Origin of the sequence: Pseudozobellia thermophila, assembly GCF_900141855.1 — a bacterium.
GTDB lineage: Bacteria > Bacteroidota > Bacteroidia > Flavobacteriales > Flavobacteriaceae > Pseudozobellia > Pseudozobellia thermophila.
In genome coordinates, this window is the sequence record NZ_FQYU01000007.1 from 1 (window position 1) to 14,054 (window position 14,054).

15 protein-coding genes are annotated in these 14,054 nt (G+C 37.5%); all 15 read left to right on the plus strand.

All coding sequences use genetic code 11. The features are described 5' to 3' along the window. Nucleotides 1-313: 313 nt before the first annotated feature. Nucleotides 314-829 carry a hypothetical protein gene (locus tag BUB37_RS15585; protein WP_072994762.1) on the plus strand — a complete coding sequence of 172 codons (516 nt, stop codon included), beginning with the start codon at nt 314-316 and terminating at the stop codon, nt 827-829. Between the two features lie 36 nt (nt 830-865). Continuing rightward, nucleotides 866-1,933, plus strand: coding sequence for a hypothetical protein (locus BUB37_RS15590; RefSeq protein WP_072994763.1), 1,068 nt, complete (start codon nt 866-868; stop codon nt 1,931-1,933). Nucleotides 1,934-2,302: 369 nt separating this feature from the next. Beyond that, the gene (locus BUB37_RS15595) at nt 2,303-2,920 is read left to right on the plus strand and encodes a CPBP family intramembrane glutamic endopeptidase (RefSeq protein ID WP_072994764.1); all 618 of its coding nucleotides are present in this window, start codon (nt 2,303-2,305) and stop codon (nt 2,918-2,920) included. A gap of 602 nt (nt 2,921-3,522) precedes the next feature. Further along, nucleotides 3,523-4,392: an AraC family transcriptional regulator gene (locus BUB37_RS15605; RefSeq protein ID WP_244526859.1), complete on the plus strand. Its 870-nt coding sequence runs from the start codon at nt 3,523-3,525 to the stop codon at nt 4,390-4,392. A 65-nt stretch (nt 4,393-4,457) separates the two neighbouring features. Next, nucleotides 4,458-5,531 (plus strand): 3-keto-alpha-glucoside-1,2-lyase-like domain-containing protein, encoded by a 1,074-nt coding sequence (locus BUB37_RS15610; protein ID WP_072994767.1) that lies wholly within the window; start codon nt 4,458-4,460, stop codon nt 5,529-5,531. A gap of 266 nt (nt 5,532-5,797) precedes the next feature. Then, entirely contained in the window at nt 5,798-6,364 is a 567-nt protein-coding gene (locus BUB37_RS15615; RefSeq protein WP_072994768.1) for a dihydrofolate reductase family protein, read from the plus strand. A 2-nt stretch (nt 6,365-6,366) separates the two neighbouring features. Then, nucleotides 6,367-6,687: an ArsR/SmtB family transcription factor gene (locus tag BUB37_RS15620; RefSeq protein WP_072994769.1), complete on the plus strand. Its 321-nt coding sequence runs from the start codon at nt 6,367-6,369 to the stop codon at nt 6,685-6,687. Beyond that, nucleotides 6,684-7,664, plus strand: coding sequence for an SRPBCC domain-containing protein (locus tag BUB37_RS15625; protein WP_072994770.1), 981 nt, complete (start codon nt 6,684-6,686; stop codon nt 7,662-7,664). The genes BUB37_RS15620 and BUB37_RS15625 overlap by 4 nt, the downstream gene beginning before the upstream one ends. Nucleotides 7,665-7,864: 200 nt before the next feature. Beyond that, the gene (locus tag BUB37_RS15630) at nt 7,865-8,413 is read left to right on the plus strand and encodes a hypothetical protein (protein WP_072994771.1); all 549 of its coding nucleotides are present in this window, start codon (nt 7,865-7,867) and stop codon (nt 8,411-8,413) included. A gap of 532 nt (nt 8,414-8,945) precedes the next feature. Continuing rightward, complete coding sequence (locus BUB37_RS15640) at nt 8,946-9,569, plus strand: carboxymuconolactone decarboxylase family protein (protein WP_317616555.1); 624 nt, start codon at nt 8,946-8,948, stop codon at nt 9,567-9,569. A 71-nt stretch (nt 9,570-9,640) separates the two neighbouring features. Beyond that, a complete protein-coding gene (locus BUB37_RS15645; protein WP_072994774.1) occupies nt 9,641-10,063 on the plus strand; it encodes a nuclear transport factor 2 family protein in 423 nt (140 codons plus the stop codon). Between the two features lie 9 nt (nt 10,064-10,072). After that, on the plus strand, nt 10,073-10,957 hold the full coding sequence (locus tag BUB37_RS15650; protein WP_072994775.1) for a helix-turn-helix domain-containing protein: 885 nt from the start codon (nt 10,073-10,075) through the stop codon (nt 10,955-10,957). Between the two features lie 163 nt (nt 10,958-11,120). After that, nucleotides 11,121-11,681 (plus strand): HXXEE domain-containing protein, encoded by a 561-nt coding sequence (locus BUB37_RS15655; RefSeq protein ID WP_072994776.1) that lies wholly within the window; start codon nt 11,121-11,123, stop codon nt 11,679-11,681. Between the two features lie 490 nt (nt 11,682-12,171). Beyond that, nucleotides 12,172-12,939, plus strand: coding sequence for a DUF6090 family protein (locus tag BUB37_RS15665; protein ID WP_072994778.1), 768 nt, complete (start codon nt 12,172-12,174; stop codon nt 12,937-12,939). 111 nt (nt 12,940-13,050) lie between these two features. Then, nucleotides 13,051-13,695, plus strand: a complete 645-nt coding sequence (locus BUB37_RS15670) for a DUF1801 domain-containing protein (RefSeq protein WP_072994779.1) — start codon at nt 13,051-13,053, stop codon at nt 13,693-13,695. Nucleotides 13,696-14,054 lie beyond the last annotated feature (359 nt).

Genomic DNA, 14,054 nt, shown 5'->3' on the forward strand with positions numbered 1-14,054 from the left:
CAATGCACTTTCCAACTTCTCTTGTGAATGTCGATCCCAATGTATAACTTCGGTACAGCAGTAATTTGAGTAACCATATCTTTAATTTTTAGTTCATTTTAAAGATACTCGACTTACTGCTTTTTCATCGATGCTATAGCAAATGGGGGTTGACTGCTTAAATATGAAGATATTACAACAAAATAACATTCGGTCTGGCGGACAAAGATTCGGTTTCAAAATCTCGCACTTGCCATAGCCAGGGCCGTATGCCACGCAACTACTCATAGCCGTCTGGCCGTTGTAAACAACAAACATTAATCTCCTTCATTAAATGAGTTTTAAAGAAGTAAAAATGAATCAAAAAGAATTAAAAAAAATCTTTTATAAATGGATTAGTTCAATATTTGGAACGCTTCTGTTTGGTTTTATATTTTCTTTCATTTTTTACCTCGTTTATGATAGTCATTCCAAACCTTTTGACATAGGTACCTTGATATTTTTAATAGGTCTTGGATTTTTTCTTTTAATGGGTCTATTAAATCTCTTAGGATTACTTTTTAGTCCTAACAGTATAAGAAGAGATCTTAGTCAAAAGAAGAAAATAATAACTCAACTTAAAATTGAAGATAAAAAGTTGACTAGAAAAGCTAATTCGTCTATTATTTCGGGATATAGTATCTATTTCAATGACAATGAATTTTTAACTACTTATGAGGTTAGTAAAAATACTTTTGAAAAAGTAAACATTGGAGATGAAATTTATCTAGAATGTTCGAAATTCGGAAAGTGGATTATTGATATTCGATGGAATTCTGAAAGTATAGAAAATAGGAGCTATGTAAAATAACTGTTTACCACTCAACCTCTAAACACCTATAGAATAGTGACTAGACTAAGAATTGGATATAGAAGTATTTTTAATAAAAAATACGAAATTGAACTGTTTGACTTTTTAATTGGGAATACAGATCAATTCAACATACCATATAATGGTCTTGATTTATGGAACAGTAAGGAGTCGGAAACAAAAGTTCTTCAAGTTGAAGAACGAATTGAGTATTTTCATTTTATGTACATACCCGTTTTTCCTGTCACCCATGTTTGGACTTTAAGAAAGGAAGATGGTAAATTATACAGTTTGGAATCGGTAAAATATAAAATTGAAAGTAGGGTGAAAAAATCACGCTACCCTATTTACACTTTTATGCTCCCGTTGCTGGTTTTACTTTCAATTTCAATTTATATACTCAGCGTATATGGTAAAAAACACCTTCGAGCCTATCGACAAGACAAAAAGAAGCAAATTACCAAGGAATTACTTTTAAGCAAATTGGATAGTGCCGAACCACCTTTTTACATTGTGCTTGCAAAAGACGGTTTATCTAAAAATACACTTCAAAGAGTGGATTCTATGGTGGACCAAACTTATTTCATTAGCAAACTACCCTTAAAAATTGACACTTTCGAATATGGCACCTTAGACTATACTTATTACAGTGCTTTAGAAAAGTATAGGTTAATTCAAACACAGGTTTCAAAGGATTCCCTCTACTCCTTGGTATACGGCAATTCATACTTACACCTTGATAACGAAATAAAGAAGGTTCTTTCTGCCAAGGAATTAGAAACCCCAAAGCTTGAAATCAGCTTTAATGACCAAGGGCTTGAAATTAAAAATCTAGGTAAGCCAATTACATTTATAAATTTTACCGACAACAGTCCTGAAAAAGGTCTTTGGAAATTTGAGCCAAACCTTTACTTAGATACAAATAAAAGTATCCTTGGGATGTATTCCCAAAAAAATGTTAAGGCCAAGAATAATGAAGAAATCAGGCTCACCCTAACTTTTGATGATGGCGAGGAGTTTATCGAATATGAAGTGAGTGGAACATATACAGACATAGGGGGGAGAAAATCGTTTGTCGAAAACCAAATAAATCGAGTAGAATAACGGATTACGGCACAAGTAACCCCTGCACAAGTCCTTGCACAGCGAAAAAACACCTTTTTTAAGTCCTTTTCAAGGGCTTTTTGTTTTTAGTTCGGTCTTTGCGCCTTGATCTTTGAACTGTCCAGAAGGGCGATTAACAGTCGGGACAGGACCTTTTCGTACCTATTTAGGGAAGCAAGTGACCCTCCCTGCTTTTTACACTGCATAAAGCCGAATTAGGATCCACCACCCGATCGGCAAGGATCAAATCCCTTTTTTTTATAACTTGTACCAAAGGCACAATGGCTATAAGTAATTGCATCTACTTATAGGCTATGCCCTTCGAGGACATTGCACATGGCCAAACCCTTGTATACAATTTTAAAAACTATGATAAACGAAACAATAGGAGCGATTCTTCAAATTTTGGTTTTTACGTTAATACCATTTCTAGTGTATATAATTAAAAATAAATCGCCAAAAGGTTTTTTGAATTATATCGGATTAAAACAATCAACAAAAAGAGCAAACTATTTAGCAATTGTAGCTTGCCTATTGTTTGCCGCACCCATTCTAATTCTCACTTTTACAAATTCCGAATTTAAAGACATAATGTTCGACCCAAACAGTATAACCGGAAAGTTTAGACAGATGGGTTTGGGAACCTATTCCATAACTCTTTTACTTATTACGGCTGTTTTCAAAACCTCTCTTTCCGAAGAAATTATATTTAGAGGGTTTATTGCAAAAAGACTTGTAAGTATAATGGGTTTTGTAAAAGGGAACGTACTTCAAGCAGCGCTTTTCGGAATTATTCATACCCTCATGTTTGCACTGATCACAACCAATATTTTTTTCTTACTGGTTATATTTATTATTCCCTCTATCGGTGCCTATGTTTCGGTATATCTTAATGAAAAAATCGGAAAGGGAAGTATTGTTCCCGGTTGGATTTCGCATGGATTGGCAAATATAATTGCATACGGCATTGTAGGCTTTGTAATTTGAGATCAATAAGCCGTGTACAACAAAAAACACCCCTTTCACAAGCCATTGATTCGCTGTAAAAACGGATCCGTACAGGTACCCTGCCAACACCTTGTGCAACAGGGGTAGGATCCATAGCCAAACAAGCTTTTCCCCTTTACCTGGTTTGCGTATTTTCTATATCAAAAGTGGTATCCCGTAAAATTGACATACAACATAAACAGGCGCAGCCCAGACCGTATCGACTGATATACATAGGATTAAGCATTTTTTTATATTTTTAGGGCAGTACGTGAAGGTTGTATCTATTTATGTGATGGTCGATGATACCTCCGGCCCGTAAAAAACCGGGCGGTCGAGGCCGCCGTCCCTCCCCTTTTTTCCTACCATCGACCATCGGCCAGGCAGTACGACTGCACATTCGCCCATAAAATTTGCTATATTCAATCCTAGAAAACCCGGACGGAGCCGCTCGCGGTCGGTAGCATCGACATCACTGGCCATAGCGAATGTGCGTCTAATGGCGATCCCTTGCTAAGGTATGCCTGGCATACCACGCAACTCGCCATAGCCGCCTGCCCGTTGTAACGTATATGAAAAACCAGTAACGGAAAAATTCAATTTTGCGAAAATTCATTTTTGAAAAATCAAAGTACGGCTTCGAATTGCTAATGGACTTACACAAGTTTGAAGGTAATCCTAATGTTTTCTTTGACCCCAATCCACAGATCACCGATTTTTTTGAGATCATGATTTTTGAAAAGGCGAATGGAAGCATAGAATTGAACGGGCAATTGTTGGAAATTAAGGAGAATAGCGTTTTTTTTATTTCCCCCTTCCAAAAAAAATGCTGTATGATCGACCTATCCGGCATTAAGGGTTTTCATCTTGTATTTCAGAGTGATTTTTTATCCGACTTTTTTGGCGATAAACTGTTCACCTACCGGTTACAATATTTTTATAATTCCCAGCACCCTCAATTTTTACGACTGAAAAATGATGATTATGCTTTTATACGATCGGCATTGAACGAAATTATCGCCGAGATAAAAAACTATCAAAATGATAGTCCCCATATCTTGCGTTCCCTATTGTATTTTTCTTTGTCAAAGCTCAATCGGTTGTATTCAAAATGCTACAATATTTCACCAAGCACGCAATCGAATTCAATAATCTATAAATTTAAAGAACTACTCGAACTAAATATTCGCACCTCGCATACGGTAGAAGAATATTGCAACTTATTAAATGTAACTCGCCATCAGCTTAATGCCTTGGTCAAAGAGCATACCAGATATACAACAAAGGAAATTATCAGCAATAGGCTACTCATTGAGATAAAAACCGAACTACGCTATTCCGATAAAACAATATCAGAAATAGCCCATGACTTAAATTTTAGTGAACCAAATAACTTGTCACGATTTTTTATGAAAATGGAGGACATGAATCCTTCCGCTTACAGAAAGATTTACCAAAATGATAGCAATTAACAATAAAGTGATACGGTAATAAGGCTATTAAATCGGATTTTTGTCCAAAACAAAGATTAAAAATCATGACAAATATAATTTGTGCAATCATTGCTTTGTTGGGTTTTCAACTGGCTATTGCCCAAGGCCCTGAAATAAAAGTCGACATGGTCGCCTCGAATTGGAATGTTTCAGAAGAAACAAGGTTCGAAAAATTTGACAATAGGGAAACCTTGGTTTTAAACGGAGGAAGGATTACGGTCAAAGATCAAAAATTTGCAAACGGCACCATAGAGGTGGAAGTATATGCAAACACAATCAGAAGTTTTGCCGGTATTACTTTTAGAAAGCAAAACAACGATATGGAAGAAGTATATATGCGAATGCATAAATCGAACCAAGTTGATGCCGTTCAGTATACACCCATATTTAACAATGAGTCGAATTGGCAATTATATAGAGAAAAACAAGCAAGGGTTTCATTTAAGAAAACAGGTTGGAACAGCTTACGAATCGAAGTAAACAACCAAAGTGCCGAGGTTTTTGTAAACGATAAAAAAGTCATGACAATTGACAAACTAAGAACAGAACATAATACTGGGGAAATTGGGCTTTTTGCCTTGTTCCCAAATCGATTCTCAAACTTTAGATTTACACCCAAAGAGGCCGTAGAAAGTACCAAAAAAGACAGCATTGCCCCTGTTGACCCTGCAATTATTACAAAATGGGAAATAACGAAATCAAAACCCTACAAGGCCGAAGAGATACACTATGAAAATTTTTTAGAGGAAGAATACATTACCGTTGAAACTGAGGCGACAGGTCTTTTACCTATTTCCAAATACATAAAAAAGTCATCTTCCGGCAACTTCGAACAGAATGAAGAAGACTATATCGTAGCATCAACTACGGTACATTCCGATAATGATGAAACAAAACTTTTCTCATTTGATTATAGTGACAGAATAATAGTCTATTTAAACGGGAAAGTCCTTTTTAAAGGCAATAATACCTTTAGGGCAAAAGGGATTCAGTACATGGGACATATTGATATCAATACCAATAAATTATACCTGCCCCTTGAAAAAGGAGTAAACAACATTCATTGTGTTGTTATAGATAAGGCGAACGGGTGGGGCTTAATTGCCAAATTGGAATAAAAATTCGCCTTACAACAAAAGTAAGCCCTGCACAAGTCCTTGCACAGCGAAAAAAACACCTTTTTTAAGCCCTTTTTAGGGGCTTTTTGTTTTTAGGCCAGTCTTTGTGAAGGATTCAAAAATGGGGAAGCCTTCACCATTAGCGGTCATTGGAAACCACTTTACAAACCTCAAAACCACAACATAATTCATTTTTTTAAAAAACATTTGAGAAACCGATTGGTTTCATATATATTTGCAACTGATTGGTTTCGTATTTTAGAAAAATGAGAAAATTAAAATTACAGGTCCAAACGACCATAGATGGTTTTATTTCAGGTCAAAATGGGGAAATGGATTGGATGGAGTTTCCTTGGACCGATGACATTACCAATTATGTTCGAGAAATTACCGAACCGATAGACACAATTGTTCTAGGTAGAAAATTGGCGGAAGGATTTATTCCACATTGGGCAAATGTTGCCAAAGACCCCGACAATCCAGAGTATGAAGGCGGGGTTAAATATGCTTCAACCCAAAAAATCGTATTTACCAAAACACTTGACAAATCAATTTGGGAAAACACTGAAATTGCCAAAGGCGACCTGGTCGAAGAAATTACCAATTTAAAGCATAGGCCAGGCAAAGACATTATTGCTTATGGTGGTGGTGCATTCGTTTCCGCACTCATCAAAAACAAGCTTATTGACGAGTTGCATTTGTTTGTAAACCCTGCTGCTATCGGAAGCGGAATGCCCATTTTTAAAGAGTTGACCGAGATGCAAAAATTTAATCTCGTTGATGTGCAAAAATTTGAATGCAACATTATTGCCATGTTGTATAAACCCGAATAAGTATGCGTAGAGATGTTTTTCAAGCAATTGCAGACCCAACAAGACGAGCCATAATAATGCTTTTGGCCGTTGGTGCAATGACCCCAAATGCCATAGCCGATCATTTTGATTCAAGCAGACAAGCTGTTTCAAAACATTTGCGAATACTTACAGAATGTGAAATAATCAAACAGGAGCGACAAGGCAGGGAAATTCATTATCACTTAAATGCTGATAAAATGAAGGATGTAGAAAGATGGTTGGAGCAATTTAAAGCGCTAATGGACAAACGCTTTGACCAATTGGACACCGTTTTAGAACAATTGAAATCGAAAGGAAAATGAACCCAAACTTAAAATTTGACTTCGTAGTCGATAAGGACAAAAACACAATTAATGTGGAACGCGAGTTTGCCGCAAACCTTGAATTGGTTTGGGAAGCGTGGACAAATCCCGAAATTCTTGACCTGTGGTGGGCACCTAAACCCTATAAAACAAGAACAAAATCAATGGATTTTCGCGAGGGCGGAATGTGGCTTTACGAAATGTATAATACCGAAGGTGAAAACCCGCAAGAATGTCATTGGTGCAAAAATGATTACATCAAAATTGTAAATCAATCCATGTTTTCGGGATTAGATGCCTTCTGTGATGAAAACGGAACAGTTAACCCAGAAATGCCTAGAACCCAATGGACAAATAAGTTCAATGAATATGGAGAGAAAACCCTTGTGACCATTACAGCCAAGTACGAGAGCCTTGGTGACTTGGAAAAAATTATCGCAATAGGCTTTAAAGAAGGTTTTACCATGGCTATGGAAAATCTGGACCAATACATTGAAGCACAATTTAAACTGCGCAATCAAAATAAAACCAACAATAGGCCAAGAGTAACGACCTACTTAAACTTCGCAGGTAATACAGAAGAAGCTTTCAAATTTTATAAATCTGTTTTCAAAACTGAATTTATAGGTAAAGGCATTGAACGTTTTGAAGATGTGCCTGCAAGTACCGAAAATTGGCCTCCCATTGCCGATAACGTAAAAAAAATGGTTTTACACGTTGAATTGCCCATAGTTGGTGGGCATATATTAATGGGTACGGACGCACCAAAGGAAATGGGCTTTGCATTGACAAGTGGAAACAATATGCATATTTGCCTAGAACCCGCAACAAGGGAAGAAGCCGACCGGCTATTTATTGAACTTTCTGTAGATGGCAACATTACAATGCCAATGGCAGATATGTTTTTTGGTGCTTACTTCGGAGAATTTACAGATAAGTTTGGTATCAACTGGATGATCAATTACATAAACAAATAACGACAAAAAGCCCTTGTAACCATTAAAAGGCTGAAAGATGGGGTCTTGTCCCTTACATCCCCTTTTATGAAAACCCAACCTTCTTTCAGGCCGATATCCCGTATATCACAAATTGTGTGATTTTAATCAAAATCAAAGGTGGTTTTGAGACAGACTGCCGTTGTAAAGCATTAAAGCATAATTCCAAAATTTAGAGAATATTGAGCATCAAAAAATACTACGAGATAAGATCTTCACTTTCATGGTTAATATATGAAGAACACGCTTTAAGTCTAAAACTTGCTGCTGACGATTCGTTCGAAAAAGGAAAAGAGGTTATGCAAATTAGGGATCAAAATGAACGAGTTCATGCACTTGGTTTGTTTAGAGGTAGTATGCTTATGTATGCGGTTAGTTTGGAATTAATCCTAAAAGCTAGAGCTTTATTTGAGGAAAAAGACAATATTCTGAATGGTCAAATTTCTTCATTTAAGGAGTTTATGAATCAATGGAAATCAAAAAATACCAATGGTCATGGTTACATGGAGATAGTTAACCATTACAAAATAGAGTTGTCTGAAAAAGAAATTGAACTATTAAACAATTTTCAAAGTTACACTAGCTGGGCTGGTCGCTTTCCTTTTCCAAAAAAGGAAGATAAAATAACGGAAATGGAAAAATATGGAAGAGTTAGTGGAACTGTAAAAACTAGACATAAACAAGAAATTCAAGAGTTTTTAGATAAACAAATGGCGGCAATGAAAATATAACCCTTTACAACACTGGTAACCCTTGCACAAATCCTTGAACAGCGAAAAAAACACCTTTTTTAAGCCCTTATTGGGAAACAAAGTGCCCCTACCCCGCTCCTAGAGTGTTATTCCGTGAATTTCCGGTATTCCTGCCCGTGCCGTTCAGGCGGGTTTTCAGGTGGTAGGCGACGATCTAATGTCAAGCGGGCGCACCCTTTTTACGGGTACTCCTTTTTTCCCCCGCATACCCAAAACTGCCATCCCTGTTTTAATCCGCAAGGGTCAAATCCTTTTTTTTATAACTTGCACCAAAGGCACAAAGCCTAAAATTCATTGCTCGCGGATCTCCCAATCGGAAATCGTGCGCAAAAAGCTACCCCCGCCCGTACCGAACGGCTACCTTCCCGACTTTGTCATGCAGGCGGGCGTTCGGAGGGGTTTGGGCTACGGAGGGGTTGTCCTTCGGACGAATCACATCAACGAACCCTAGCCTAAGCGTTGTGTAACAATTGACCGGCATTCAGGAAAATCATCCATCCATTAACGAAAATTGTCCATTTTATTCAGGGTGAATGCACGCCATCTTTGTGTTGTCGATATTGACAAACAACAATTAAAACAGTTTAGAATGGAAAATTTAGTTAAAGTAGAATTTAATGTTCCTACAAGGGAGCAAGTATCTCCAACAAATCAAGAGATTTTTGACAATTTAAACAAGGCATTGGGCTTTGTCCCTAACCTTTATGCTACAATTGCCTATTCAGACAATGGCCTCAAAAAGTACTTGGACTATCAAAACGCCAAAACATCATTATCGAACAAAGAAAAGGAAGCCGTGAACCTAATTGTCAGTCAGGTAAACGGATGTATTTATTGCCAAAGTGCACACACCGTACTGGCAAAAATGAATGGATTCGATGACAAACAACTGTTGGATATCAGAAAAGGACAGAGCGAGAATGCCAAATTGAATGCTTTGGTTAAATTGGCGGCCGACATTACCAGAAACAAAGGAAATGCAAGTGATGAAAATGTCAAGGACTTTTTTGACCAGGGATATACAAAGGAAAACCTTGTCGATTTGATCCTTCAGGTAAGTGATAAAACGGCCATGAATTATTTACACAATCTTACGAAAGTGCCTGTCGATTTCCCAATGGCCGAAAGTTTGTAAATTCATAAACCTAATATGGGAGTCGTGTCAACATGATTCCCACATTGGGTTTACCAAAACATCTATGTACAATGAATCAGGAAGAAAAAAAATATCCACTTCCCCCCTTCACATTGAATACGGCTCTTGAAAAAGTGCAAATGGCAGAAGATGCATGGAATAGCAAAGATCCTCTAGGTGTATCAAAAGCATATACTTTAGATTCCGAGTGGCGAAACCGGACTCAATTTATCAACGGACGGGAAGAGATCGTCCAATTTCTGACTGAAAAATGGAAGAAAGAAAGAAATTACAAACTAAAAAAGGAACTTTGGGGATTTCGAGAAAACAGAATGGCGGTGCGATTTGAGTATGAATATCAAGATGAAAACGACCAATGGTACAGGGCGTATGGAAACGAGCTCTGGGAGTTTAACGAAAATGGACTCATGCAAAAACGGTTTGCAAGTATTAACGACTTAAAAATTGATAAAAGCGAAAGAAAGCTGATCTAATATTGGGCTATGCTGCAAGATAACCATTTCACATTCATCAATCCCCAAACGGGCAATCTGGCCTTCAAACTATACCATTTTGAAAAGGAAAACCCATTTGACCATATTCAGCGGTTGAATTATTACGCTCTCATTTGGGTAAAGCAGGGCAAGGGCAACGTCAAGGCTGATTTTTCAAACTATGACTTTCAAGAGCATACCCTATTTTCCTTTTCACCCTACCAACCTTTTATGCTCAATGCCGAAACTGAAATTAGTGGTTCAGTAATAAATTTTCATCCTGACTTCTTTTGCATCCATAAGCATCACAAAGAAGTCGCATGCAATGGAGTATTGTTCAACAATATTTACGACCCGCCTTTTATCCACGTGAGCGAGGCTGCAAAAGCAAATTTTGAAATGATCATTGACCAAATCAAAACTGAAATGCAAAAACCTGATTTGGCACAATATGAACTATTGATTTCCTACCTGAAAATATTCTTGATTTCAGCATCAAGACTAAAAACGGCACAACAGGGTGACGGACAAAACATAACAGAAAGAAATAAAGAGCCCTTTATATTACAAAACCTAAAGAGCTATATAGAATCGCATTACAAGACCAAGCATACCGCCAGCGACTATGCCGAAATGCTATCCATTTCGCCAAAAGCCCTATCCAAACTGACCAAGGTACATTTCAACAAAACCTTGACGGACTTAATCGCTGAACGCATCGTCATAGAAGCCAAAAGACAGCTGTATCTAACAGATAAAACCGTGAAAGAAATCGCTTATGAGTTGGGCTATAATGATGAATATTATTTTAGTAGATTCTTTAAGAAGAATGCAGACGTATCGCCACATCGGTACCGGGAAACAGTTGGTTTTGATAGAGCTTCAACCGTTTAAACAGAAAAACGGACGCACATCAAAAGCTATACTTAATGCGGGTTCTTGTTTTAAATTGAAAGTAGGTGATTATGAATAAACATAACGGCAGACAGACTGCGAAGTGCATTCCAGTCACGCACTACGCGTAGCCAAACCGTTGTGAGTCATAAAAAAAAGGAACATGAAAAACTTAGACATAATTATTCCAGGGGTATTTATTATTCTATTGAGTCTGTGTACTTATATCTTTTTTGGTAAAATCGGACCCTTGGTCATTGGAGGAGCAAGCGCAGGTGGGTTTCTTTTATACCTTAAAACCGGATATAAATATCGATTCGACACATCCAAAGTGATCATCGCCTATTTGTTGACTGTCATTTTCTTCATTGTCCATGTATACGAAGAATACATTTTCGGTTTTGAAAGTGTTGCGTCTGAACTTAGTGGTCAAGAAGTTTCACAGCAAGGCCTACTGACTTTTGCTGCATTCTTTGCCCCTGTAATGTGGATAACCGGAGCAATATTCATTATTAAGCAATGGGCTTTAGGATATTATTTTCTGGCTTTTTTCTTTGTAGCCATGACCATTGCAGAATTAACCCATTTTATTTTTCCTTTTATTCTATATGGAGAATGGAGATATACAGCAGGAGTAGCAACGGCAGCATTGCCATTAATTCCAGCATGGTATGGTTTGATAGTAACACTTAAGGAAACTAAAAGATTAAGGGATGAGTCATAAGAAAAAATTGGCCTTAGTGCTTCTGTTTGGAATACCCTCCATATCAAAACCCGTTTTCGCACATACAGATATCAATTCTGATGCAGGTATACTTTCCAACGTTATTGCTGTGGGACTAGTTCTTGCATCCATAATCATATTTATCCTGGTAAGTAGAAAAAAGAAGGAAAACGACACATAACATGGGTAAGCCTCGCACAAGTCCTGGAACAGCGAAAAAACACCTTCTTAAGCCCTATTTAGGGGACAAAGTGCCCCCGCCCCGCTTTTACACTGCACAATGGGGATCCGTCGCCCGATGGGCAAGCATCGACGAGCACTTTTTTGGTGATTTGTGCTACAGGCACACAAGCTAAACCTAAGGCGGACCATGGTGCCAAATCAAATGGTCTGTGTATATTTATAAAATCGCTAAATTGAAAATTGCGCGACAGCGTGCCCCCGAACCATGCTTAGCCCAGATCGCTGTACTTCAACCAACCCATAACCAATGATAAAATTCTTTAGAAAGATTCGCCAAAAAATGCTGACTGAAAACAAATTCAGCAAATACCTTCTTTATGCCATTGGAGAAATTGTGCTTGTTGTTATCGGGATATTAATTGCCTTACAGATTAACAATAACAACAATTACAACGAACAAAGAAATCTAGAGCAGGAATATTTAGTATCGCTACGATCGGAATTTGAAACCAACCTGAACAAAATAAATGCCTCGATTCAAGAAAATGAACAACGAATAGAATCACTTGACAATCTATCTACCCTATTTGACAAAAATGTACTTGATACGGTCAGCAATCGGGAAATATCGCAGATGTTTGCTCCTGTTCTTGGTAGTCAATTAAGCTATTTGCCTTCAACAGGGGTTTTAAATGACATCATTAGTTCTGGTAAGCTTAATATCATTTTGAATAAAAACTTAAGGCAACACCTGGCCTCTTTTGAAAGCTCATTGGATTTTATAAATATTCAGTTAAATGAAGCAAATTTTTATGACGACAATTTACGCTCGCTTTTATATAATAAGGGAAGTGTGCGTAACATTATAAGTGATATAGGATTTATGGATTTTGAAAACGAGTCGATTTCCGAAATGGTAAACAACAAGCCGATGTTCAAATTAGTTGAATTTGAAAATTACCTGCTGGGTTATCGACTCTTGGCCAAAGCAACGAATGGGCCAAAGTTATTTGGTCGCATAAAGGCGGAAATAGAAACCATACTAAAATTAATCGAGCAAGAACTGGACAACTAACGAAAGCACAACAAGGGCCAAAATTCGGTGCCTTCGGATTTTCTGGACGAAAATCACGCGCAAATAGCTACCCCGCCCGTTACCCAACATTTGGGAGAAACCGAGCAACAAATGAACCAAGAAGTAAATAAATACCTGAACAACCTCAAAAACTGGAAAGAGGAATTAACAAAACTTCGTGAAATTATTCTCGAATGTGGACTGAACGAAGAGTATAAATGGATGCACCCTTGTTATACGGACAAAGGAAAAAACATTGTTCTAATCCATGGGTTTAAAAATTATTGTGCCATTCTGTTTAATAAAGGAGCTTTATTAAAGGACCCTGAAAATATATTAATTCAGCAAACAGAAAACGTACAAGCTGCCAGACAAATACGGTTTACCGACTTACCTGAAATTTTTGAACTAAAACCGATTATTAAGGATTATATTAAAGAAGCAGTCGAAATTGAAAAATCGGGAATTAAAATAAAAAAGAAAAAAACCACTGATTTTGAAATACCAAATGAGTTAGAGGAAAAATTTGGGGAAAATCCGGATTTCGAAGAAGCATTTTCGAGACTAACCCCTGGTAGACAAAGAGGGTATCTTTTGTATTTTAATAAACCAAAACAATCTAAAACCAAAATATCCCGAATTGAAAAAAATATGGAACGAATTATGGATGGATACGGATTAAATGATTGTACTTGCGGATTATCGAAACGAAAGCCGCATTGTGATGGTTCACATAAACAATTGGAAACGGAATAAAAAGCCTTGGGTAACACCGGCAAGCCCTGTACAAGTCCTTGAACAGTGAAAAAACACTTTTTATAAGCCCTTTTTAGTTTTTTTTGTTTTTAGGCCGGTCTTTGCAACTTGATCTTTGAACGGTCAAAAAGGGCGTAGAGCATGCGGAGCAGGACCTTTTCGCCCCTTTTTAAGGTACCGAGTGCCCCCGCCCCGCTCTTGGGGCGTTTTTCCGTAAACTTTAGGTATTCCTGCCCGTGCCGTTCAGGCGGGTTTTAGGTTGTAGGCGACGATCCATCGCCCGATCGGCAAGTATGCCAAAGCTCTTTTTTATATCTTGTACAACGGGCACGCTGTGTTGGGATTAATTTGAAAAAAAA

Coding starts and splice junctions, on each gene's coding strand:
- BUB37_RS15585 (WP_072994762.1), top strand. CDS start 314: ATGAGTTTTAAAGAAGTAAAAATGAATCAAAAAGAATTAAAAAAAATC.
- BUB37_RS15595 (WP_072994764.1), top strand. CDS start 2,303: ATGATAAACGAAACAATAGGAGCGATTCTTCAAATTTTGGTTTTTACG.
- BUB37_RS15610 (WP_072994767.1), top strand. CDS start 4,458: ATGACAAATATAATTTGTGCAATCATTGCTTTGTTGGGTTTTCAACTG.
- BUB37_RS15615 (WP_072994768.1), top strand. CDS start 5,798: ATGAGAAAATTAAAATTACAGGTCCAAACGACCATAGATGGTTTTATT.
- BUB37_RS15620 (WP_072994769.1), top strand. CDS start 6,367: ATGCGTAGAGATGTTTTTCAAGCAATTGCAGACCCAACAAGACGAGCC.
- BUB37_RS15625 (WP_072994770.1), top strand. CDS start 6,684: ATGAACCCAAACTTAAAATTTGACTTCGTAGTCGATAAGGACAAAAAC.
- BUB37_RS15645 (WP_072994774.1), top strand. CDS start 9,641: ATGAATCAGGAAGAAAAAAAATATCCACTTCCCCCCTTCACATTGAAT.
- BUB37_RS15650 (WP_072994775.1), top strand. CDS start 10,073: ATGCTGCAAGATAACCATTTCACATTCATCAATCCCCAAACGGGCAAT.
- BUB37_RS15655 (WP_072994776.1), top strand. CDS start 11,121: ATGAAAAACTTAGACATAATTATTCCAGGGGTATTTATTATTCTATTG.
- BUB37_RS15665 (WP_072994778.1), top strand. CDS start 12,172: ATGATAAAATTCTTTAGAAAGATTCGCCAAAAAATGCTGACTGAAAAC.
- BUB37_RS15670 (WP_072994779.1), top strand. CDS start 13,051: ATGAACCAAGAAGTAAATAAATACCTGAACAACCTCAAAAACTGGAAA.